Origin of the sequence: Xanthomonas euroxanthea, from assembly GCF_903989455.1 — a bacterium.
GTDB classification, from domain to species: Bacteria; Pseudomonadota; Gammaproteobacteria; order Xanthomonadales; family Xanthomonadaceae; genus Xanthomonas; species Xanthomonas euroxanthea.
In genome coordinates this window covers 1,907,198-1,929,641 of record NZ_LR861803.1, presented here as the reverse complement: position 1 = coordinate 1,929,641, position 22,444 = coordinate 1,907,198, and the positions used below count along the sequence as shown (strand labels likewise).

The 22,444-nt window shown below is 67.0% G+C and carries 23 protein-coding genes; 8 read left to right on the top strand and 15 right to left on the bottom strand.

The window, feature by feature from the left end:
- Positions 1 to 76 precede the first annotated feature (76 nt).
- The 3 genes from sbcB to H7A86_RS08280 all read left to right on the top strand — a co-directional run bounded on the left by sbcB (position 77) and on the right by H7A86_RS08280 (position 2,902).
- Positions 77 to 1,522, top strand: a complete 1,446-nt coding sequence (sbcB, locus tag H7A86_RS08290; protein ID WP_119132242.1) for an exodeoxyribonuclease I — start codon at positions 77 to 79, stop codon at positions 1,520 to 1,522.
- Complete coding sequence (locus H7A86_RS08285; protein ID WP_104582796.1) at positions 1,519 to 2,205, top strand: DUF2461 domain-containing protein; 687 nt, start codon at positions 1,519 to 1,521, stop codon at positions 2,203 to 2,205. Before sbcB ends, H7A86_RS08285 begins: the two co-directional genes overlap by 4 nt.
- A 124-nt stretch (positions 2,206 to 2,329) precedes the next feature.
- Positions 2,330 to 2,902: a DUF2939 domain-containing protein gene (locus H7A86_RS08280; protein ID WP_119132243.1), complete on the top strand. Its 573-nt coding sequence runs from the start codon at positions 2,330 to 2,332 to the stop codon at positions 2,900 to 2,902.
- Positions 2,903 to 2,969: 67 nt separating this feature from the next.
- Here the strand turns inward: H7A86_RS08280 and H7A86_RS08275 are convergent, their stop codons facing one another.
- The 8 genes from H7A86_RS08275 to H7A86_RS08240 all read right to left on the bottom strand — a co-directional run bounded on the left by H7A86_RS08275 (position 2,970) and on the right by H7A86_RS08240 (position 11,660).
- The gene (locus tag H7A86_RS08275) at positions 2,970 to 3,749 is read right to left on the bottom strand and encodes a spermine/spermidine synthase domain-containing protein (protein WP_425509743.1); all 780 of its coding nucleotides are present in this window, start codon (positions 3,747 to 3,749) and stop codon (positions 2,970 to 2,972) included.
- Positions 3,718 to 4,683, bottom strand: a complete 966-nt coding sequence (locus H7A86_RS08270) for a 5'-nucleotidase (protein ID WP_104582793.1) — start codon at positions 4,681 to 4,683, stop codon at positions 3,718 to 3,720. Before H7A86_RS08270 ends, H7A86_RS08275 begins: the two co-directional genes overlap by 32 nt.
- 175 nt (positions 4,684 to 4,858) lie before the next feature.
- A complete protein-coding gene (locus H7A86_RS08265) occupies positions 4,859 to 5,635 on the bottom strand; it encodes an NAD kinase (RefSeq protein ID WP_104582792.1) in 777 nt (258 codons plus the stop codon).
- Positions 5,636 to 5,832: 197 nt separating this feature from the next.
- On the bottom strand, positions 5,833 to 7,968 hold the full coding sequence (gene rlmKL / locus H7A86_RS08260; protein WP_104648433.1) for a bifunctional 23S rRNA (guanine(2069)-N(7))-methyltransferase RlmK/23S rRNA (guanine(2445)-N(2))-methyltransferase RlmL: 2,136 nt from the start codon (positions 7,966 to 7,968) through the stop codon (positions 5,833 to 5,835).
- 166 nt (positions 7,969 to 8,134) lie between these two features.
- Positions 8,135 to 9,748, bottom strand: a complete 1,614-nt coding sequence (locus H7A86_RS08255) for an ABC-F family ATP-binding cassette domain-containing protein (protein WP_119132246.1) — start codon at positions 9,746 to 9,748, stop codon at positions 8,135 to 8,137.
- A gap of 355 nt (positions 9,749 to 10,103) precedes the next feature.
- Positions 10,104 to 10,610: a GNAT family N-acetyltransferase gene (locus H7A86_RS08250; protein ID WP_119132247.1), complete on the bottom strand. Its 507-nt coding sequence runs from the start codon at positions 10,608 to 10,610 to the stop codon at positions 10,104 to 10,106.
- A gap of 34 nt (positions 10,611 to 10,644) precedes the next feature.
- The gene (locus tag H7A86_RS08245) at positions 10,645 to 11,172 is read right to left on the bottom strand and encodes a YqiA/YcfP family alpha/beta fold hydrolase (protein WP_104648430.1); all 528 of its coding nucleotides are present in this window, start codon (positions 11,170 to 11,172) and stop codon (positions 10,645 to 10,647) included.
- Positions 11,169 to 11,660, bottom strand: coding sequence for an MOSC domain-containing protein (locus H7A86_RS08240; RefSeq protein WP_024940679.1), 492 nt, complete (start codon positions 11,658 to 11,660; stop codon positions 11,169 to 11,171). Before H7A86_RS08240 ends, H7A86_RS08245 begins: the two co-directional genes overlap by 4 nt.
- A gap of 23 nt (positions 11,661 to 11,683) precedes the next feature.
- Between H7A86_RS08240 and H7A86_RS08235 the strand changes: the two genes are divergently transcribed.
- Positions 11,684 to 12,259, top strand: a complete 576-nt coding sequence (locus tag H7A86_RS08235; protein WP_119132248.1) for an N-acetylmuramoyl-L-alanine amidase — start codon at positions 11,684 to 11,686, stop codon at positions 12,257 to 12,259.
- Between the two features lie 54 nt (positions 12,260 to 12,313).
- On the opposite strand, the gene H7A86_RS08230 is transcribed toward H7A86_RS08235, so the two are convergent.
- From H7A86_RS08230 to H7A86_RS08215, 4 genes are all read right to left on the bottom strand, one after another.
- A complete protein-coding gene (locus H7A86_RS08230; RefSeq protein WP_119132249.1) occupies positions 12,314 to 13,267 on the bottom strand; it encodes a DUF1684 domain-containing protein in 954 nt (317 codons plus the stop codon).
- 88 nt (positions 13,268 to 13,355) lie between these two features.
- Positions 13,356 to 14,228, bottom strand: a complete 873-nt coding sequence (locus H7A86_RS08225) for a sulfurtransferase (protein ID WP_119132250.1) — start codon at positions 14,226 to 14,228, stop codon at positions 13,356 to 13,358.
- On the bottom strand, positions 14,225 to 15,022 hold the full coding sequence (locus tag H7A86_RS08220) for a CoA pyrophosphatase (protein WP_119132436.1): 798 nt from the start codon (positions 15,020 to 15,022) through the stop codon (positions 14,225 to 14,227). Before H7A86_RS08220 ends, H7A86_RS08225 begins: the two co-directional genes overlap by 4 nt.
- Before the next feature lie 120 nt (positions 15,023 to 15,142).
- Positions 15,143 to 15,841 (bottom strand): FKBP-type peptidyl-prolyl cis-trans isomerase N-terminal domain-containing protein, encoded by a 699-nt coding sequence (locus H7A86_RS08215; protein WP_016902469.1) that lies wholly within the window; start codon positions 15,839 to 15,841, stop codon positions 15,143 to 15,145.
- A gap of 163 nt (positions 15,842 to 16,004) precedes the next feature.
- Between H7A86_RS08215 and H7A86_RS08210 the strand changes: the two genes are divergently transcribed.
- Genes H7A86_RS08210 through nth form a run of 3 tightly spaced genes read left to right on the top strand, consistent with a single transcriptional unit; the run spans position 16,005 to position 17,885 of the window.
- Positions 16,005 to 16,787: an enoyl-CoA hydratase-related protein gene (locus H7A86_RS08210; protein ID WP_119129097.1), complete on the top strand. Its 783-nt coding sequence runs from the start codon at positions 16,005 to 16,007 to the stop codon at positions 16,785 to 16,787.
- Positions 16,788 to 16,797: 10 nt separating this feature from the next.
- Positions 16,798 to 17,178: a hypothetical protein gene (locus H7A86_RS08205; protein ID WP_104582781.1), complete on the top strand. Its 381-nt coding sequence runs from the start codon at positions 16,798 to 16,800 to the stop codon at positions 17,176 to 17,178.
- Complete coding sequence (nth, locus tag H7A86_RS08200) at positions 17,175 to 17,885, top strand: endonuclease III (protein ID WP_119132251.1); 711 nt, start codon at positions 17,175 to 17,177, stop codon at positions 17,883 to 17,885. The genes H7A86_RS08205 and nth overlap by 4 nt, the downstream gene beginning before the upstream one ends.
- Positions 17,886 to 18,132: 247 nt before the next feature.
- Here nth and H7A86_RS08195 read toward each other — a convergent pair whose 3' ends face one another.
- The 3 genes from H7A86_RS08195 to H7A86_RS08185 form a co-directional block, all read right to left on the bottom strand.
- On the bottom strand, positions 18,133 to 19,701 hold the full coding sequence (locus H7A86_RS08195; RefSeq protein ID WP_119132252.1) for a SulP family inorganic anion transporter: 1,569 nt from the start codon (positions 19,699 to 19,701) through the stop codon (positions 18,133 to 18,135).
- Positions 19,702 to 19,712: 11 nt separating this feature from the next.
- Positions 19,713 to 20,393 (bottom strand): carbonic anhydrase, encoded by a 681-nt coding sequence (locus tag H7A86_RS08190; RefSeq protein WP_016902474.1) that lies wholly within the window; start codon positions 20,391 to 20,393, stop codon positions 19,713 to 19,715.
- A gap of 113 nt (positions 20,394 to 20,506) precedes the next feature.
- Complete coding sequence (locus H7A86_RS08185; protein WP_180708139.1) at positions 20,507 to 20,827, bottom strand: hypothetical protein; 321 nt, start codon at positions 20,825 to 20,827, stop codon at positions 20,507 to 20,509.
- Between the two features lie 336 nt (positions 20,828 to 21,163).
- Between H7A86_RS08185 and H7A86_RS08180 the strand changes: the two genes are divergently transcribed.
- Positions 21,164 to 22,414 (top strand): OprO/OprP family phosphate-selective porin, encoded by a 1,251-nt coding sequence (locus tag H7A86_RS08180; protein WP_119132254.1) that lies wholly within the window; start codon positions 21,164 to 21,166, stop codon positions 22,412 to 22,414.
- Positions 22,415 to 22,444 lie beyond the last annotated feature (30 nt).

Sequence of the window (22,444 nt, the reverse complement as noted above, 5' to 3'; positions counted from 1 at the left end):
GGCGCGCGGATAAGAGATACTAGGCAGCACTGGCGGCGCCCTCCGCAGCGCGCCGCGGATCTGGATTTGATACGGCATGCCTGACAGCTTTCTCTTCTACGACCTGGAAACCTTCGGCCAGGATCCGCGCCGCACGCGCATCGCGCAGTTCGCCGCGGTGCGCACCGATGCGCAGCTGCGCGTGATCGAGGAACCGATCAGTTTCTACGTGCAGCCGGCCGATGACCTGCTGCCCTCCCCGTACGCGACCATGGTCACCGGCATCACCCCGCAGCACGCACTGCGCGAAGGCGTGAGCGAGGCCGAAGCGTTCGCGCGCATCTCCGAGCAGATGAGCCGGCCGCAGACCTGCACACTGGGCTACAACTCGATCCGCTTCGACGACGAATTCGTGCGCTGCGGGCTGTTCCGCAATTTCTATGACCCGTACGAGCGCGAGTGGCGCGGCGGCAATTCGCGCTGGGATCTGCTGGACGTGCTGCGGCTGGTGCATGCGCTGCGCCCGGACGGCATCGTCTGGCCGCAGCGCGAAGACGGCGCCACCTCGTTCAAGCTCGAACACCTGGCCGATGCCAACGCGGTGCGCGAAGGCGATGCACATGAAGCGCTGTCGGACGTGTACGCCACCATCGGCATGGCACGCAGGTTCCAGCAGCATCAGCCTAAGTTGTGGGACTACGCGCTGCGCCTGCGCGACAAGCGCTTTGCGGCAACGCTGCTGGACGTGATCGGCATGCAGCCGGTGCTGCATGTCTCGCAGCGCTATCCCGCCTCGCGCATGTGCGCTGCCGCAGTGCTGCCATTGACGCGCCATCCACGCATCGACAGCCGCGTGATCGTGTTCGATCTGGAAGGCGACCCTGAAGTGCTGTTGCGCCTGAGCCCGGACGAGATCGCCGACCGGCTGTATATCCGCGCCGCCGACCTGCCCGAAGGCGAGCAGCGCATTGCGCTCAAGGAAGTGCATGTGAACAAGTCGCCGGCGCTGGTGGCCTGGCAGCATCTGCGCGCGGCGGATTTCCAGCGCCTGGGCATCGACCCGGACGCGGTGCTGGCCAAGGCTGCACGCCTGCGCGCGCTCGGCCCCGAACTGGCCGAAAAGGTGCGCCAGGTGTACGGCAACGAGCGCGCTGCGGCGCCGGCGGTCAACGATGCCGATGCCTCGCTGTATGACGGCTTCCTGGCCGAAGGCGACAAGCGCCTGCTGGCGCAGGTGCGCGCCAGTGCGCCGGCCGAGCTGGGCGCGCTGGAATCGCGCTTTCGCGATCCGCGCCTGATCGAGTTGCTGTTCCGCTACCGCGCGCGCAACTGGCCGCAGACCTTGTCGTTCGACGAGCAGGAACGCTGGAACGTCTACCGCCGCCAACGCCTGCTCGAGGACCGTGGCCTGGGCGAGGTCACGCTCGACCAGTTCCATGCGCAGATCGCGGATTTACGGCTTGCTCACCCGGACGATGCTACCAAGCAGTCCCTGCTCGACCAGCTCGCCGCCTGGGGTTTGGACCTCCAACGCACGCTATGACCACCTATTTTTCCGACGCCAGCTTCAAGTTCCTGCGCGCCCTGGCGCGCCACAACGACAAGACCTGGTTCAACGACCACCGGCATCAGTACGAGGCGCACGTGCGCCAGCCGTTCCTGCAGCTGATCACCGATCTGCAGCCTGCCTTGGCACAGGTCAGCGAGCACTATCGCGCCGACCCCAAGACCCAGGGCGGCTCGCTGTTTCGCATCTACCGCGATGCGCGTTTTTCCAACGACAAATCACCGTACAAGAACTGGCAAGGCGCGCGCCTGTTCCATGAGCGCCGCCGCCAGGTGCCGGCGCCGTCGTTCTACATCCATCTGCAGCCGGGCGAGAGCTTCGTGGGTGCGGGGCTGTGGCATCCGGAGCCGGACACCCAGCGCAAGCTGCGCCAGTTCATCTTCGACAATCCCGCCAACTGGAAAGCGGCCGCCTACGAGCCAAAACTACGCCGCAAGTTCGCGTTGGATGACAGCGAGAAACTGGTGCGTGCGCCGCGCGGCTTTCCCAACGATTTCGAGTTCATCGACGACCTGAAGCATCGCAACTGGGCGTACCTGCGTCCACTCGACGATGCCATCATGACCGGCCCGCGCCTGCGCCAGACCATCGAGGCGGACCTGGTGGTGCTGGCGCCGTTCGTCGATTACCTGTGCGCCGCGCTGGATCTGGAATTCTGATGCATCACACGGCGCCGACGGCAATCGACGCTGCGCAGGTAACCGGCGGACCGCGGCGATTTCTCGCTGCGCGGCGCCATGCCTCGATGCGCCTGGTACAGACAACAGCAATGGACTGCATGCCATGAAGAAGCGCTGGTTGCTGCTGCCTGTGCTGGCCGCGTTGCTGCTGGCCAGCTATGTGGTTGCGGGCCCGTATCTGGCCATTCGCGGCATCAGCGAGGCAGTCGCCAGTCGCGACGCCGCACAGCTGGAACGTCATGTGGACTTCCCCAGCCTGCGGGTCAACCTCAAGGCGCAGCTGGACGATTACCTGATCCGCCAGGCCGGCAGCCGCATGCAATCCAGCCTGCTGGGCGGATTCGCCCTGCAGCTTGCCAGCGGCATCAGCGGCGCCGGCGTGGACACGCTGGTGACGCCGCTGGGCATCGGCGCGTTGCTGCAAGGCCATAGCGTGTGGAATCGCGTTACCGGCACCACCGTCAGCCCGGACACCTATGCGGCGCCGGCACCTGCGCGTCCGCTGCAAGGCGCGCAGCAGCGCTTCGAGTCCACCCGCCGCTTCACCGCCACCATCCGCACCGCAGCCGGAGCGCCGGTGGTGTTCGTGCTGACCCGGCAAGGCCTGCGCTGGCGGTTGACCGATATCCGCTTGCCGCTGGCAGAGGCGGAAGCGGAACATCCGCTGACCCCATAAGCGCGCGCCTGCGAGCGATATTGGGCGTGTCGCATTTGCAAGCGGACGACGGGCGCCGGACAGCGGCTCAGGAAAACCGCCAGGCCCGCTCCATCCACGCCGCCTGCAGCCGCAACATCGACGGCCGCAGCTGCCGGCGTGCTGACCACGGCAGCACCGCCAACGCCTGCTCCGCAGTGCCCGGCGTGCGCTTGCCGTTCCAGGCGTACAGCAGCTGGTTGCGCGGGTCCGGCTCGGGCAACAGCAGCACCCGTCCCTCGAACACCTCGCGCAGCGCGGCCAGATGCCCGGCCAGCGGCACCTGGAACAGGTTCAGGGCCAGCACACCGCTCGGCGTCAGCGCAGCGCGGCAGTCGGCGTAGAACCCGGGCGTGCACAACGCCGGCGGAATGCCATCGGCATCGTAGGCATCCAGCAGCAGCAGGTCGTAGCGCCCGGCACGCGTGCCGATCCACTGCGCACCATCGCCGTGCGTGACCTCCAGCCGCGCATCGTCGCGCGGCACGCCGAACGCATCGCGCAGGGCCAGCACCTGCGCATCGGCGTCCACCGCTTCGATGCGCGTGCTGCGCAGATAGCGGTGACAGAACTTGGCCTGCGCGCCGCCGCCGAAGCCGATCAGGCCGACGCGCTCGGGGCGCGGCTGCAACCACAGCGCCGCGAGCATGCCGCGCGTGTACGGCAGCATCAGCCGGTACGGCGCCCAACGCGACATGCGCGTCTGGACGGTGTCGTCGGCAAAATACAGCTCCAGTTGCCGCCAGCTGGAGCGCAGCGCGGCGCGTCCAGACGGCCTCGGTGCCTCGCTCACTCGCTCACCTGCCCGGCGGATCGTTGGCCACGCCATGCGGCACGTGGCCGGCCGCCACATGCTGGTGTTGGCGCGCACTGTCGATGTTGTGCTGCGAATCGTCGAAAAAGATATCCGCGCCGAATGCCTCCAGGAACGGCCCCTTGTGGCGCCCGCCGAGGAACAGCGCCTCGTCCAGGCGCACGCCCCATTCGCGCAGGGTGCGGATCACCCGCTCATGCGCCGGCGCCGAACGCGCGGTGACCAGCGCGGTGCGGATCGGCGAGGCCTCGCCGGGCGGGAATGCCGCCTGCAGCGCATGCAGCGCCGACAGGAAATTGCGGAACGGCCCGACCGACAACGGCTCGCGCGCACGTTCGCGCTCGTGGCGCCCGAACGCCTCCACGCCCTGCTCGCGCGAGATGCGTTCGCTCTCGTCGCCGAAGATCACCGCATCGCCGTCGAAGGCGATACGCAATTGGGTGGACAGGCGGCTTTCGTCGTTATGCACGATCGCCGCGGCGGCCTCGGCGCGTTCGCCCGGCGCACGCGGCATGATGGTCGCCGCCGCGATGCCATGGGTGAGTGCGCGGCGTACCGATTCCGGATTGGCCGACAGGAACAGATCGGTGCCGAACGGCTTCACGTACGGCCAGGTCGGCTGGCCCGAGGTGAAGGTCGCCCGCACGATGCCCAGGTTGTAGTGCTGGATCGAATTGAAGATGCGCAGCCCGGTATCGGCGGAATTGCGCGACAGCAGGATCACCTCGACACGCGGGGTTTCCTCGGGCACATCGTGGTTGAGCGCCAGCAGCTTGCGCACCACCGGAAAGGCGACACCCGGCTCCAGGATGTCGTCCTCGTGCTCGCGCTGGAACGCCGAATACGCCTCCACGCCATCGGCCTCAAACAGCGCATGGCCTTCTTCGAGATCGAACAGCGCGCGCGAGGTCACCGCGACGGTCAGGAGCCTGGGGGAGTTGTCAGCCATTTGGGTGCCGGGAATGGGGAATCGGGATTGGGGAATGGGTTGGAGCAACAACGAAGTTTCTGGGGTTTGCGATGGTTACTTGCACTGCATCGTACCTTGGCCACGCGCAGGCTCGGCTGCACGCCACGCTGCTGCCGGTGCCAATCCCGAATCCCCAATGCCCAATCCCCGCGCCTCAGACCGCAAACTGTTCGCTGAAGATGCGCTCTTCCAGATTGTGTTCGGGATCGAACAGCAGCGTGACCTGGCGTTGGGTGGATTCGCGGATGGTCACTTCGACTACGTCGCGGATCTCGTGCGAGTCGGCAGTGACGCTGACCGGGCGCTTGTACGGGTCCAGCACGCGGAAACGCACTTCGGTATCGGCCTTGAGGATGGCGCCGCGCCAGCGGCGCGGCCGATACGGGGCGATCGGCGTCAGCGCCAGCGTGTGCGAGCCCAGCGGCAGGATCGGCCCGTGCGCGGAATAGTTGTAGGCGGTGCTGCCGGCCGGCGTGGCGACCATGACCCCGTCGCCGATCAACTCGGCGATGCGGGTCTGGCCATTGAGATCCACGCTCAGGTGCGCGGCCTGGCGGGTCTGCCGCAGCAGCGAGACCTCGTTGTAGGCCAGCGACACCGTGCTGGCACCGGACTCGGTCTGCACCTGCATTTCCAGCGGGCGCAGATGCGCCGGTTCGGCCCGTTGCAGACGTGCGAGCAGGTCGTCCTCGTCGTCGCGGTACTGGTTCATCAAGAACCCGACCGAGCCCAGCTTCATGCCGAACACCGGCTTGCTGGCAGCCCCATGCCGGTGCAGGGTCTGCAGCATGAAGCCGTCCCCGCCCAGGGCGCAGACGATGTCGGCGGTGTCCAGCGCATGATCGCCATAGCGCTGCACAAGACGCGCGCGCGCGGTCACCGCCGGCTCGGCGTGACTGGCAACAAAGGCAATCCGTGGTGGTGCGGTCATCGTTGACTCCAAAGCATGCGAATCAGCATACCGCAGCGCTGTGGTCGGCTTGTTGGCTGCCCGCCCCGCCCTGGCCTGCACGGCTGCAGCTGCGCCACCACGCGCCGCTGGCATGGCGCACCGCAGCCAGCCGGGCGCCGGCGACAGCGGGCGCGCAATGCCTGCACTGGCCGGTCAGACGCGACCGGGCCGCGGCATCAGGCGGTCAATCGCCAGGCACGGTGGATGCGCGCATGCCGCTCGAAATCCGGGTCGATGGTGCGCGGGCTGATTTCCTCGCACTGCGCAAACTCGGCCACCAGTTCCTCGTCCAGCTTGAAGCGACGGAAGTTGTTGGAGAAGTACAGCACCCCACCCGGCGCCAGCCGCGCCATCGCCGCACGCAGCAGCCGCACGTGCTCGCGCTGGATGTCGAAGTCCTCGGCGCGTGCGGAGTTGGAGAAGGTCGGCGGGTCGCAGAAGATCACGTCGAAATGCGCGCGCTCGGCTTCCAGCCAGGCCAGCGCGTCGGCCTGCACCAGCGTGTGCTTGCTGCCGGCCTGGCCGTTCAGGGCCAGGTTGTCGGCGCACCACTGCAGATAGGTGCCGGACAGATCCACGCTGGTGGTCGCGCTTGCCCCGGCCACCGCCGCTTCCACGCTGGCCACGCCGGTGTAGCAGAACAGGTTGAGGAAACGCCGCCCCTTCGATTGCATGGCCATGGTGCCGCGCAACGGGCGATGGTCCAGGAACAGGCCGGTATCCAGGTAGTCGAACAGATTCACCCGCAGCAAGGCGCCATGCTCGCGCACGTTGATGAATTCGTTGCGCTGCTCGAAGCGGCCGTACTTGCTGCCACCCTTGCCACGCTCGCGCGATTTGAGCGCCACGCGTTCGCCCGGCACCTCGAAGACCTCGCGTGCGGCGGCCAGCAGCTCGCCCAGACGGCGGCGCACGTCGGCTTCGGGAATCGTCGCCGGCGCGGCGTATTCCTGCACGTGCAGAAACACGCGGCGATCGCCATCGGCCTGCTGGTACACGTCGATGGCGGCGGAATATTCCGGCAGATCGGCGTCGTAGGCGCGGAAGCATTCGATGCCTTCGCGTGCGCGCCACTTCTTGAACTTCTGCAGATTCTTGCGCAGGCGGTTGGCGACCATCTGCGCGCCTTCGCTGAGCGCGGTCGGCGCCGCCAGCGGGGTGCGTCGCGGCACCGCGATCGGGTCGCAGACGATCAACGCGCATTCGATCGCGCCATTGAACAGCTGGTATTTCTTGCCCGCGCGCAGGCCGGTGGCATACGCCAGCTCGGCGTTGCCGCACAGCAGGCTGGCCCGCCATTGCGGCACGGCGCGCTGCAAGGTGTCGCCCAGGCGGCGGTACAGCGCCGCGTCGGCAGCCAGGCGTTCGTCGTAAGGCGGATTGCACACCACCACGCCGGTGGCCTGCGGCGGGGTCTGCAGATCGCCCACCTCGCGCACGCCGAACCAGATCGCCTCGGCCACACCGGCCACCTGCGCATTCTCCTTCGCGGCGCGGATCGCATGCGGGTCCATGTCGCTGCCGTGGATCACCTGCCTGAGTGCGGCGCGGCCGCGACTGTCGCGCTCGCGCGCTTCGCCCACCAGCTGCTGCCAGCCCTCGCGGTCGAAGCCGCGCCAGCGGCTGGGGATAGCGCTGCCATAGCGCTGCAGGCCGGGCGCCACGTCGGCGGCCATCAGCGCGCCTTCGATCAGCAAGGTGCCGCTGCCGCACATCGGATCCAGCAGGCCGCCGCCATCGGCATAGGCGCGCGGCCAACCGGCGCGCAGCAACACCGCCGCGGCCAGATTCTCCTTGAGCGGCGCATCGTTCTGCGCCATCCGCCAACCGCGCCGATGCAGCGGGCCGCCGCCCAGATCCACCGAAATGGTGGCGCGGCCCTTGCGCAGCGACAGGTTCAAACGCAGATCCGGGCTGTCCACATCCACCGACGGGCGCTCCAGGCCCTGCCGGCGCATGGTGTCGACCACCGCGTCCTTGATGCGCTGCGCCGCGTAACGGGCGTGCGTGATCGCGGTACCGGAGACATGCGCGTCCACCGACAGCGTGTGGCCGACGGACAGGTGCTCGTCCCACGGCAATTCGGCCACCCCGGCATACAGTGCGTCCTCGTCCGGGCAATCGAACTCGCTCAGCGGCCACAGCACCCGGCTGGCCAGCCGCGACCACAGCACGGCGCGCTGCGCATCGCGCAGCTCGCCCTCGACGTTGACGCCGGAGATGGTGGCGGTGGCCTTGCTGGCACCGAGCGACAGCAGCTCGTCGGCAAGCAGGTATTCCAGGCCCTTGGCACAGGATGCAAAGAATTTCACGTAGGCAGGTATCGATGGAGACGCTGGCCGTGGGGGCGAGCGCGGGAGCAGGACGCTGGGCCGGCGCCCTGGAGGGCAGAGCCGTGGCCGCCGCGGGCGGGGCGCAAATGGTCGGCCATCGGGCCCGGCTTTACCAGCCCGCCGGCCGGATCGCCCGTCGTGCGGTTCACCACGGCGCCAGCCGCCACTGCGCCTGCGCGGTATCCAGGCGCTGCCGCAGGCCCAGCCGCTGCAGGAAGGCGGCATCGTGCGAGGCGACGATCAGCGCACCTGGGTAGCTGTGCAGCAGCGCCTCGATCGCCTCCACCGCGGCCAGATCCAGATGGTTGGTCGGCTCGTCCAGCAACAGCAGTTGCGCCGGCTGCGCCCGGTACAGCGCGCAGGCCAGCGCCGCCTTGAGCCGCTGGCCGCCGCTGAGCTGGCCGGCGGGCAGGTCGGCACGCCTCTGGTCCAGCCCCAGCAGCGCCAGGCGCAGCCGCTGCGCATGCGCCGGCGCGCCCGGGTCTGCATCGTGCAGCTGCGCAGCGGCCGAGCGCGCCGGGTCCAGCAGCCCCAGGTCCTGATCCAGATACGCCACCGGCACATGCACCTGGCACTGCCCCGCGCTGGGCTGCAGGCGCCCGGCCAGCAGCTGCAGCAACGACGACTTGCCGCTGCCGTTGGGGCCGACCAGGCCGATCCGCGGCTGCCCATGCAACAGCAGATCCACCCGCCGCCCGCCCAGCCGCCCGTGCGCCAGTTCCACCTGTTGCAGCGTGGCCAAGCGCTGCGATGCGCCGGCGGGCGATGTCGGCGCCAGTAGCGCGATCGTGGGGTTGTCTTGCACCAGCGCCGAGGCCTGCACCACCGCCTCGCTCAGCCGCGCCTGGTCGGCCTGGCGTTGCTGCTGCAGCCGCCCCGCGCTGACCTCGCTGCGCTGCTTCTGCGCGCCAAGCAGGATCGCGGCCTGGTTGGCCTGCCCCGCAGCACGCGCGCCGCGTGCCTGGCGTTGCTGGTGACGTTGCTGCTGCTCGCGCAGCGCCTGTTCGCCGCGTGCGCGCGCCTGTTTGCGCTGGGCCAGCAACGCGCTGGCGGCCTGCTGTTCGATGGCGCGCTGCTGCGCATAGAACGCGTAATTGCCGCCATAGCTGCGCAGCCCCTGCCCGGACAATTCCAGAATGCGCTGCATCGCATCGAGCAGGCTGCGGTCGTGGCTGATCACCAGCACGCCGCCGTTCCATGCCAGCAACTGATCCATCAGCCGCTGCCGCTGCGGGCCATCCAGGTGATTGCTGGGTTCGTCCAGAATCAACAGGTCCGGCTGGCTCAGAAACGCACCGGCGAGTGCCACGCGCATCGCTTCGCCGCCACTGAGCTGCGCGGCCGGTGCACGCGGATCGCGCCCACCCAGGCCTTGCCGTTCGAGCTCTGCGGCAAATTGCGCATGGGCGGCCCAGCGCTCGCCGACCAGTTCGAAATCGGCGGGCGCAACGCTGCCAGCAGCGATACGGTCCAGCGCCTCCAGCAGCGGCGCGACGCCGGCCAGGTCGGCAATGCTCTGCCCCGGCGCCACGCGCACGCGCTGCGGCAGGTAACGCACGCTGCCGTTGCGCACACAGCGCCCGGCACTGGGCAGCAACGTGCCGGCCAGCAGGCGCGCAAGCACGCTCTTGCCAACGCCATTGCGCCCCACCAGGCCGGTGGCGCGCTGGTCGATGTGGATTGTCAGATCGGAAAACAGCGGGCTGCCATCGGGCAGCACATACGCAACGCGTTCCAGCGTCAGCGACGGACAGGTCATACGGGTCTCCATTGCATGCCAGCACACGCACCGATCCAGCCGGACCGGCAGCGGGTAAGGCCGTCATCACGACGGCGGCATCAATGGCGCATTGGACCAATCCTCAGACAATGGGCAACGCGACAAAGTGTAGGTCAGCCTGCGATGCAAGCCAAATCCCGGGCACTGCGGCAGACTGGCCCTGTTCAAGCGCAGCAGCAGCACCGGCAGGCGGCACCGTGCAGACATGCCCACGCTCCTGCAGGCCGGCTCATTGCCGGCTAACAGGGACCATCGAAGACAGCCATCGCGGGGATCGCTGCCGTGGCAAAATCACCGGCAACGCGGGCCATCAGGTGTCCCGATGATGCAACGCTCAGCCCAGCCCGAACGCCGGGTGATAGGCGACATCGGCCAGCGGCAGCAGGCGGTCGCCAAACGCCAGCGCCTGCAGCTCGGATGCCGGGACGCCGGGCAAGGTCAGCCCCGGCTCCATCGCAAAACCCAGGCGCCTGAAAAACGCCGGCTCGCCCAATGCCAGGCAGCCGGCCGCGCCACGCTCGCGCAAGCTGGCCAGCGCCGCCTGCACCAGGCGCGTGCCCAGCCCCTGGCGTTGATGTCCCGGGCCGATCGCCAGCGGCCCCAACGCGTACCAGCGGGGCGAATCGTCCGACAGCCACACCGGCGATACCGCCAGATGCCCGACCACATACCCGTCGTGGTCGGCTACCAGCGACAACGCCAGCGCGCCGTCGTTGCGCAACCCGGCGATCACGTGCTGCTCGTCATGGCGGCTATGTTCGTCGCGCATGAACGCGACCATCGTCAGCAGTTCGATTGCCGCCGCATCGCCGTCGCTCGCTTCGCGAATCAATACGTTCATCGGACGCCCCAAAACCCGCACACCCTGTTCCGCATCACAGGCTCTGCAACAGTTCGGCGAAGGCGCGCGCCGATGCATCCACGTGCGACGCCAGCCGGTGTTCGTCGTCGACCAATAGCAAGCGCGCATGCCGCGCCTGCGCCCAGGCGATCACCTCGCCGGCCGGAATCAGTTCATCGCGCCAGGCATGCACGATCGAAATCGGCACGCGCGCCGCATCCAGTGCCGGCAACGGCCCCATCCTGGTCGGCGGCACCATCAGGAACAGCCCGCGCGTGGGCACCTGCAACGACACCTGCGCGGCGATGTACGAGCCCAGGCTGGAACCGACCAGCACCAGCGGGCCCTTGTCGGCCGCCGCACGCGCAATCTCCAGCAGGCGCTGCAGCCGGCCTTGCACATCGCCCAGCGAACTCACCTCGCGGCGTGCGTCCAGATCGGTGTAGTCCGGGCGCTCGTGGGTCCAGCCCAACTGCGCGGCGACATCGGCCAGGGCGGTGACCTTCAGCGCATCCGGGCCGCTCTCGAAGCCGTGCGACAGGATGCAATGACCGCGGCTCATAACGCCTGCACCGTGTCGCCGATGCGCAGCACGCCGCCACGCAGGATGCGCGCGCACAAGCCGCCATGGCCGCGCATGGCGTTATAGCCACCCGCGCCCAGCGCATCTTCCATGCGCGAGCACGGATCGCAGGGGTCGGTGCCTTCCAGCTCGACATCGCCGATGCGGAAGCGCCGCCCCTTCAAGGCGATCAGCGGGATACCGGACACCACCAGGTTGCGGCGCAAGGTGGCCGGCGCAATTGCTGTATGACCGGCCAGCGCTGCGATCACCGGCAGATGCTCGGCCTGGATCAGGGTCACGCCGCGCTTGCCGCTGCCGCCCTTGTAGCGGTCGCCGACCAGGCCGATGCCGGTGGTGGCCTGCGCCGCGTCCACCTCGATCATGTCCACGTCGCGCGCCGGGCGCACGCCGATCCAGGTCACCTGGCCGGTCTGCGGCAGGGTTGCCATCAATTTGCCCAAAGGGCTGTCGGGATTCAAAGCCATCGTCGAATGCTAGCATCCGCCCCATGTCCGATGCCGTCCTGCCGTCGCCACCGATCACCTACGCGCCGTTGTCCTACGAATCGCGGCTGGCGCGACGCGCGCTCACGCAGATCGACATGGTGGTCATCCATTGCACCGAATTGCCCGACATGGCGATGGCGCGCGAATACGGCGAACGCGTGCTCTACGACAGCGGCACCGGCAACAGCGGGCATTACTACATCGACCGCAACGGCAGCATCCAGCAGTACGTTGCGCTGGAGCGCGTCGCGCATCATGTGCGCGGCCACAACCCGCATACGCTGGGCATCGAACTGGTCAACAGCGGCCGTTATCCGCACTGGCTGGACTCGCGCCATCAGTGCATGAGCGAACCGTACCCGCAGGTGCAGATCAATGCGCTGACCACGCTGCTGCAATGGCTGCAACAGCAATTGCCGTCGATACGCCGCATCGCCGGCCACCAGGCACTGGACACCACCCAGGAAGCGGCCAGCGACGATCCGTCGCGCAAGATCCAACGCAAGCTCGACCCCGGCCCGCTGTTTCCGTGGCCGCAGATCGAAGCGGCGATCAGCTGGGCGCACACACCGCGCTAGCGGCGGCGCACACAGGGCCATCGACACGGCGGGCCGCCTTCGCGTGTTCGGTGCTCAGCGCTCGGTCGCGCGGTAGGTCTTCTCGCCCGCATTCACTGCCAGGTCCAGGCGATTTTCCGGCGATGCGATCGGGCAGACCACGTGCGGCGTCAACGCACAGGGCGGATTCTCGGCCAGATTGAAGTCGAGCACGAGCCGGCCGTCGTGTGGTGCCGCGGTGTAGAGATAGCGCGCGCCGCCATACGTTTCCTTGCCGCTGGTGCGATCGGCGAACAGGAAGAACAGGCCTCGCCCGTCGTCGCTGACGATCGGCTGCAACCGGTAGTCCCGGCCATTGCGCGAAAACACCGCCTCGCCCGGCACCTGGACGGTGAGCGGTGTACCGATCGAGGTCAGCAGCGTGGTCGTGCGCGGCGTGGGATACGCCTGCCAGCGCGCCTGGATGCGCCACTGCGGGTCGGTCGGAAAATATTCCAGCCCGGCGAAGTGGGTCAGCAACGGCGCTGCCGGGTCGCGGAAACGCCAGCCGAACAAGCTGCCGGTCTGCACCAGATAGAACTGCCGGCCCTCCACATCCAGGCGATCGCCACGCTGCCCTGCACGCTCCGGCCTCAGGCGCACGCGATCGATGCGCTGGCCGTTCAAGTGCACCGGTGCGGAGGCAGCGGAGTCGAAGTGCACCCGGCCGTCGGCATCCAGCGTCAGCTGCCCCAGTTGCGCAGGCCCGGCCGGCAACACCAGGTCGCTGCGTGGATCGCTGCCCACCTGGTACCGGCCGGCACGCACGCGCCCGGACCCGGTGTAGCTCAGCCAGCCATCGGGCGCACGCAAGCGCTGCACGCGCTCGGCGCGTGCACGTTCGAGTTCGACCTGATACATCGCGTGGCGATCGCTCTGCCCACGACCGGCGATGCGCGCACCGTTGGCGTCGGCGGTCGACCCCGCCGAACAGGCAGCCAACGACACCATCGCGACGCACAACGCGCCGACCTGCAACTGCAACCGCATGAGTCACCCAGCACTGCGAGAAACTGCGCTCCGCGCAGCGAACCTGCGTCCCCACAGGTCACCGTTCCTGCCGCCATTGTGCCTGCAATCAGGGGCTGGTCGCGACCGGACGTGTGGAATCCTGCAGCCACCCACTCCAGGAGCCGGCGTAAACGCGCGCGCCCGACAATCCGGCCACTTCCAGTGCCAGCAGCAGATGGCATGCGGTCACCCCGGAGCCGCACATCACCACCGCCTGCTCGGGACGGTACGCGCCCAGCAGCGCGGACAACTCGGTGCGCAGTTCCTCTGCCGGCTTGAACCGCCCGTCGCGCAGGCTCACGCCCAAGGGGCGGCTCACCGCACCGGGCACATGCCCGGCCACCGGATCGACCGGCTCCACCTCGCCGCGAAAACGCTCGCCCGCGCGTGCATCCAGCAACCAGCCCGGCGCCTGATCCAGCCGCGCCAGGATCTGCTCGGCCCCGACCACCGCATCGCTGTCGAAGCTGCCTGGATATGCCACGCCATCGCGCACTACAGGCGGTTCGGTGCTCTCCGGCAGCCCCGCGGCACGCCAGGCGGCCAACCCGCCGTCGAGCACCGCCACGCGGCGATGTCCCATCAGCCGCAGCATCCACCATGCCCGCGCCGCGGCCATGCTGCCGTCGGCGGCATCGTAGATCACCACCTGGCTGTCCGGGTCGATCCCCCACGCGCCCAGCCGCCTGGCGAATGCCGCACTGTGCGGCAGCGGGTGCCGCCCCTGTGCAGGCAGCGACAGATCGGCCAGATCCTGGTCGAGATCGACGTAGTACGCGCCTGGCAGATGCCCTTGCGCATAGGCCTTGCGCGCGGCATCCGGGTCCGGCGCAGTCGGTGGCGCAGCGCGCGCGTCCAGCAATCGCAACTGCGGATGCAGCAATGCCGCTGCCAGCGTGGCGCTGTCGACCAGCGTGGTCCAGTGGGGTTCCGCACTCATGCAACCTGCTCCAGACGACGACGAAGATTGAGGAGGATCGCCGCGGTGGCACCCCAGATGCGGTGGCCCGGCCAGTCGTATTCCAGCACGCGGCGCGGCCGGCCGCGATATTCCAGCTCCACGCTGCGCAGGTTGTCCGGATCCATCAGGTAGGCCAGCGGCACCTCGAACACCTCGGCCACTTCGTCCGGCTGCGGCACCGCCACGAACGCCGGGTCGATCACCGCCACCACCGGCGTGACGCGAAAACCGCTCACGGTCAGGAACGGATCCAGATAGCCCAGCGCATGCACCTGGCCGGCGCCGAGCGCGATTTCCTCGCAGCTCTCGCGCAGGGCCGCAGCGGCCGCATCCGCATCCGACGGCTCGATCCGTCCACCGGGAAAACTGACCTGCCCGGCATGGTGACGCAGGCTGTCGGTGCGCCGGGTCAGCAGCACCATGGTGCCCTGTGCGCGCGGCACCAGTCCGCACAGCACCGCAGCCTCGGCCGAGGCGCCGCCCTCGGTCAGGTCGATCAACTCGGCATGATTCCAGCCCGGCCCGTCGGGCGCGGTGTCCAGCGCATACAGCGCGCGCTGCAACTGCGCACATTCGGGCAGCCGCGCGGCCAACGCGCGCGCCGGCAGAACCGTGTGCAGATACTGCTGACGTTCGGTGTCGCTCATGCTCATCCAGCGTGCAATTTCATCCAGGCTGCGCAGGCAGCCGACACAGTGCGCCTGCGCGTCCAGCGAACATACACCGATACACGGGCTGGGCAGACCATTGCGGGTCGAATCCGTGTCGCTCATCGCTGGCTCCCGCTGCACCGCATCGTCACGCCGTTCGTCCATCCTCTCGCGCATGGCCGCTGGATCCAAACGACAACGCCGGCCTAGTGGCCGGCGTTGTCACAGCAACATCCAATGCAATTACTTGACGCTGACCAGCTTGATCTCGAACTGCACAGCCACGTTCGGCGGGAACGGGGTGCGCGGATCGGCACCGTAGGCCTTCTCCGGCGGCAGGGTCACTTCCCACTTGGAGCCGGCCGGCATCTGCAGCAGCGTGTCGCGCATGGCCTGCATTTCGACTTCGCTGACCTTGATGGCCGGGATCTGCTGCGCCGGACGTGCCTTCTCGCGGTCGCCGAACGGGAACGGACCGGCCACTTCCAGCTGCACGGTGCTGGCCTGGGTCGGCTTGGCGCCCTTGCCTGCTTCGATCACGCGGTACTGCACGCCGCTGGGCAGCGTCTGCACGCCCGCGGTGCCCTTGTTCTTGGCCAGGAACTGGTCGCTCTTGGTCTTGTTGGCCGCAGCGGCCTTGTCGTACTCGGCCTTGGCCTGCTGGGCACGGCCCTGCTCACGCTTCTGGAACGCTTCGACGGCCGGCTTCAGCTGGTCGGCAGTGATGGCCGGCTGCTTCTTGGCATAGGCGTCCTGCAGACCCTTTACCACCGAGTTGATGTCGAGCTGCTCGCCGCGACCGGTGAGCTCGGCAAGGTTGTTGCCGTAGTCATAGCCGAAGTAGTAGCTCAACTTGCCCTTCTCGGACGTCGTGTCCTGGGCCAGTGCATTGCCCGTCAGGGCCAGGGCCGCCACAGCGACCGCGATAGAACGCAACTTCATCAAACAATTCTCCAGGGTGGTGGCACAGGACGGGTCTGCCGCCTGAGATGACGCGCTAGGATAGCGGCCGCGATACCGAACCGCTACTTATCACGAAAGCTAGGACCAGCAAGGCTTTCGGAAGTTCCGTATTTACTAATTTTTTACGTTCGCAAGGATTTCCATGTCCAATCACGTCATTCTGATCGCCGACCACGCCAGTGTACGGACGATCACGGTCAATCGACCGGACAAACTGAACGCCTTGAACCAGGAAACGCTGCGGGCACTGGATCATGCCTTTGCCGAGGCAGCCAGCGCAGACCACATCCGCGTGGTGATCCTGACCGGCGCAGGCCCCAAGGCATTTGTCGCCGGCGCGGACATCGCCGAAATGCGCGAGCTGTCGGCGATGCAGGGCCGTGAGTTCTCGCTGCTGGGCCAGCAGGTGATGCGCCGGATCGAGCGCATGCCCAAGCCGGTGATCGCCATGGTCAACGGCTTTGCGCTGGGCGGCGGGCTGGAGCTGGCAATGGCCTGCCATCTGCGTATCGCCGCATCCACCGCACGCCTGGGGCAGCCGGAGATCAACCTCGGCCTGATCCCCGGTTTCGGCGGCACGCAACGGCTATTGCGTCTGACCGGGCGAGCGGCGGCGCTGGAGCTGTGCCTGCTCGGTCTGCCGATCGATGCGCCGCGTGCGCTGCAGCTGGGCCTGGTCAACCGCGTGGTCGAGCCGGAAGCCCTGCAGGAAGACACCCTGGCCGTGGCACAGCGTCTGGCCGTCGCCGCACCGCTCGCGCTGCGCGGCATTCTGGATGCGGTAGTGTTCGGTGGCGAATGCGCCATCGAAGAAGGCCTGCAGCTGGAAACCGCGCAATTTGCGCTGCTGTTTTCCAGCGACGACATGCGCGAAGGCACCGGCGCGTTTCTCGAAAAACGCCCCGCGCACTTTCTCAATCGCTGATCGGCTTGCCATGACGTTCGACCCCAACCCGGCAGCACGTCCCCTGCCCCTCCAGCTGTTCGACTGCGTACACGCCGACGATCTCGATCGTGCGTTGGCACTGGGTTTGATGGAGTATCGGCCCGATCCGGGCGACGACCTGCTGGATCCGGCCTGCCCGCAGCTGCGCGCGGTGTTGCTTGCCGCACAACAGCGGCTGCGCGATGCCTGGGCCGCCCGCGACCGCTACCGCGCACGCGCCGCGCGCCTGCAACGTCGTGCTGCCGAACGCGATGCACGCCGAACGCCGGCACCGGCGCCCAGCCAACCCGCCGCAGCCGCATTACCACCGCTGGCCGCAGCCATCCTGGCGCGCGCAAAGGCCAAGGCCGCTGGCGGCGCACCGCCATGAACGCGATCCGTCAGACCCCGCCGGCAAGGCGCGGCAACCTCATGCGCAAGCCTGAAATACAGGAGATGTTCGCGCGGTTGCGCGAGCTCAATCCGCACCCGACCACCGAGCTGGAATACACCACGCCATTCGAGTTGCTGATCGCGGTACTGCTGTCGGCACAGGCCACCGATGTCGGCGTCAACAAGGCCACCCGCAAGCTGTACCCGGTGGCCAATACCCCGCGTGACATTCTCGATCTCGGCGAAGAAGGCCTGAAGCGCTACATCGCCACCATTGGCCTGTTCAATGCCAAGGCCAAGAACGTCATCGCCACCTGCAGGATCCTGCTGGAGCAATACGGCGGCGAAGTACCGCACGATCGCGCCGCGCTGGAAGCCTTACCCGGTGTCGGCCGCAAGACCGCAAACGTCGTGCTCAACACCGCGTTCGGCGAGCCCACCATGGCGGTGGACACGCATATCTTCCGCGTCGCCAACCGCACCGGTCTTGCGCCGGGCAAGGACGTGCGCGCGGTCGAGGACACACTGGTCAAGGTCATTCCTGCCGAGTTCCTGCACGACGCACATCACTGGCTCATCCTGCATGGCCGCTACGTCTGCAAGGCACGCAAGCCCGACTGCCCAGGCTGCGTGATCCACGACCTGTGCCGCTACCGCGACAAGACTCCCGCACCCGCCGAACGGCCAAAAACTCCCAAAAGCTGACGCAATCCGAATCAACATGGCTGACACGACCTAACAAAACCATCGCAACTGCAAGCGCTCAGTCGGGCACCAGGCTTGCCGTATCAGCACCTCAGCACCGCCAATCCCGGCTTTTCCGATTCCCCAATCCCGAATCCCGATTCCCGGCCATAAAAAAATCGCGACCAGATGATGCGTCTTGCGGCGCCATGCATCACCCGGTCACGATGGAGTTCACCCGGCGCGAGCGCCGGGCGTTGCAGCAGGTTTACGCCGCCTTGGCTTGTTCGACGCGCTGTTCGAGCAGCACGCTCTCCACCGCCGGCTGGCCTTCCACGCGTCGATCCAGTTCCTTCCAGTCCACCACCAGCTCGCAGCCGCGCGAGGCCGCATTCCGGCTCCAGTCGCGCAACAACTCGATGCAGGCATGGTCGACGTGATGCAGCTTGGCCACATCCAGATGCAGGGCGGTGTTCGGCGGCACGCTCTCCAGCGTGCGCGCCATCGCCGGCACCTTCAGGAAGGTTGCCGATCCCTGCAGGGTCAGATGCATCTCGTCCTTCTTGTGCTCGTGCTCACGCACGTCCACCTTCAGGCGCGAAGAATGCAGGGCCAGACGGAACAACGACAGGCCGAAGCCGATCAGCACACCGGTCAGCAGGTCGGTCGCCACGATCGCGAAGGTGGTCGCCAGATAGATCGCCGCGGTGCCACGACCATAGGTCGCCAGCTCCTTGACCTGACCGATCTTGATCATCTTCACGCCCGTGTAGACCAGGATGCCGGCCAGACATGCCACCGGCGTCATCCGCAACAGCCACGGCAGCAGCATTGCGAAGACCAGCAACCAGCCGCCATGCAGCACCGTGGACATGCGCGTGGCCGCTCCGGCCTGCACATTGGCCGCGCTACGCACGATCACGCCGGTCATCGGCAATGCGCCCAGGAAGCCGCACAGCATATTGCCCACGCCCTGCGCCGCCAGCTCACGGTCGTACTGCGTGCGCGCGCCCTGATGCATGCGGTCCACCGCCGCCGCCGACAGCAAGGTCTCTGCGCTGGCGATGAAGGCAAAGGTCACCGCCGACACCAGCAACGTCGCATTGAACACGCCGAAGATGTCCGCGACGCTGGGGATGCTGATCGCCGAGAACAGATTGGTCGGCACGTCCACCTTGTTGACGTTCAGGCCCTGCAACTGCACCGTCGCCGTGACCACCACTACCGCGATCAACGCACCTGGCAAAAAGCGCAGACGCTGCGGACGCAGCTTGTCCCAGGCCAGGATGATGCCGATGGTGGCCAGGCCCACGAACAACGCGGTACGGCCGGTGCCTTCGGTGATTGCCTGCCACACCACGGCCGGCAATGCAGCGAAGTTTTCCAGACCGCGCGCCTTGGGAGCGGCGTCCATCAGCACATGCGCCTGCGAGGCCACGATCAGGATGCCGATGCCCGACAACATGCCGGCCACCACGGCCGGCGATGTCATCCGGAACCACACGCCTGCGCGGCACAGACCAGCGATCAGCTGGATCGCACCGGCCACCAGGATCACCGGACCGAGTGCGGCAATGCCATGCTCGCGGACCAGTTCGAACACCAACACAGCCAGGCCGGCGGCCGGTCCGCTCACCTGCAGAGGAGAGCCCGCCAGGAAGCCGACGACCAGTCCACCGATGATGCCGGTGATCAGGCCTGCGGCCGGCGGCATGCCGGAAGCGATCGCAATGCCCATGCACAACGGGAGTGCGACGAGGAAGACCACGACAGACGACAGCAAATCACGCCCGAACAGTCCCTGGCGGAAATATCCGCCGATACCTGATGTTTTCATGATGTGCTCCGTCAGGCGAGTTCGGCGCGCACGACTTGCTGCAGTCGCGGGCGTGGGGTGGCTTCGGGGGTGTTGTCCGCCAACAACGGACGGAAGCCACCCTTCTCGGCATCGAAGGCGCGGATCTCGCCGTGGGCGATGTCATAGATCCAGCCGTGGATGCGCAAGGTACCGGCCGCCAGACGCGCGGCGACCACCGGCTGCGTGCGCAGATGGTCCAGCTGCGAGACCACGTTCTCCTCGGTCATGCAGCTCAGCGCTTCCTGGCTGTGCGGGTCGTGTCCGTGATGGGCCGTGACGTGACGCGCCGCATCGGTGTGCTTGAGCCAAGCCGCCACGGACGGCACGTCCTCCAGCGATTCCGGCTTGAGCACGGCCTTCATCGCACCGCAGTCGGTATGGCCGCAGATCACGATGTGCCGCACGCCCAGTACGGCGATGGCGTACTCGATCGCCGCAACCACGCCGCTGACGTGCTGGGAGTAAGGCGGCACCACATTGCCGATATTGCGATAGACGAACAATTCGCCTGGCTGCGCGGAAAAGATCAGCTCGGGCATGACGCGCGAGTCGGCGCAGGTAATGAACAACGTGTGCGGACTCTGGCCGCCGGCCAGTTCCTGAAAGCGCGCACTCTGGCGCGGATACACTTCCTTACGGAAATGACGAAAACCTTCTAGCAAACTTTCCATGGGAGATACCTCTAGGCAACGAATGGCTATCCGCGGCGCAGGCCGCGAATTGCAAAGACGAACAAATCAAAGGAAGCCGGTGCGCTGCACCGGTTGACGCGACTAACGAAGGATCAGGCGCGCGCTGCGTTGGGAGGACGCAGTTGCGGGATCAGGTCGCGTTTTTGAGTTGCCGGCGCGTAGTGCGCGTACCAGGAGGGGAAATAACGTGCGACCACCGGCCATGCCTGGGAGAGCAAGGGGATGTCGTCTGCAGAGTGCGTATCGACCTGGGTCTGTGCGTCCCCGTCGTCCTGCAGATCATCGGCTGCGTCGCGTTCTTCACCAGCATCCGTCATCACCGCCACGCCGTCGCCCACAAGCGCATCGTGGATGCGGTCGTGCGCATCGGCCGCCGACCACGCAGTGAGCGCGAGCAGGCAGGCCAACAGCAATTGGAGGAATCGGGGAAACATGGCCTCGAAACTAACAATTTAGAACGCGCCTGTGCAAGTGGTGCGACGCACAAAGCGCCTGATACGCCGCCGTTCCACCTGGTTGGTTCAGGTCGCAATAAGCTTGAGCTCGCTGAAACGGTGAACCACGCCGCTGTCACATCTGTCATACGGCGCGGCCCGTTCAGACTCATGACACACACTGACAAAAAACAAACACGCGTAAATCTTTGTCTTTGTTGACAAAAATCAGATTGCAACGTGATCCGAAGTTGTCACATTAACGCAACTTTCACGCCATAGCCTGCGCTCACTTTCTCAGGTCGCAAGGCACATATGAAACTTTCTCCCACCCTGCTGGGCGCTGCCCTGTTGCTGGCGCTGGCCGCACCTGCCGCGCATGCCGAAATCGCCATCGACGTGATCGGCAGCTCGGAGATGTCGCTGGAAGGCCTGGTCCAGGCTGATGGCAACTGGTTCCACAACGATGTGCAGGATCTCAATGGCCCGATCGGAGCCAATGGTGACAATTCCGAATTCAGCATCCGCCGTGCCGAGCTGGTGCTCAAGGGCAAGGGCCCGGGCAATTTCGAATGGGTGGCCGGTTACGACCCGAGCGTACTGAAGGAAGTCACCATCCGCGGCACCACCATCCGCAGCACCGGGCGTTTCCTGGACAACAACATCAAGTACAAGTTCGCCGGCAACGCCAACAACTATCTGCAGATCGGCCAGTTCAAGCAGCCCAACAGCCTGGAAGAGCTGTCCAGCACCAAGAACAACGACTTCGTCTCCAAGGCCGCAGTGACCAACACCTACGGCATCTCGCGCCGGCTGGGCGTGGCCTACGGAATGGGCGACAACGACTGGAGCATCACCGCCAGCGCGTTCGGCCGCGAACTGACCCGCAACCAGGCACATGGCAGCGGCTACGGCGCACGCGGCACCTGGGCGCCGATCAACGAGAGCGGCAATGTGCTGCACGTCGGCCTGAGCTACCTGGGTTACGACACCGACGACGACACCCTGCGCCTGCGCGCGCGCCCGGACGCCGACCTGACCACGGTGCGCCTGATCGACAGCGGCGCCATCACCAACGTGGACAGCGTGGGTGTGGCCGGAGCCGAGGCGATGTGGATCACCGGCCCGTTCAAGCTGCAGGGCGAGTTCTTCCAGGAAAACGCCAAGCGCATCGGCAACAACGCCAACGACTACAAGAGTGACGGCTGGTACGTCAGCGGCGTCTGGAACATCACCGGCGAGACCTGGGGCTACAAGGCCGGCGTACCGACCACCCCGCTGCCGAACGCGCCGGCCTCGGGGATGTGGCAGCTGGCGGTGCGCTACGACACCCTGGACCTCAACGACGGACACCTGGTCTCCAACGGCACCACCCCGTTCGTGGACGGCGTGCTGGGCGGCAAGATGGACGTGTGGACGGTCGGCGCCAACTGGTACTGGCGCTCCAACTTCAAGTTCGCACTCGACTACGCCAAGGTGGAAAGCACCCGTTACAACAGCGCCACGCGTGGCCTGGTCGACGACAACCCGTCGATCATCGAGGCACGTGCGCAGTTCTATTGGTAAGTGCGCGATCGATCCGGCCGCCCTGCCGCG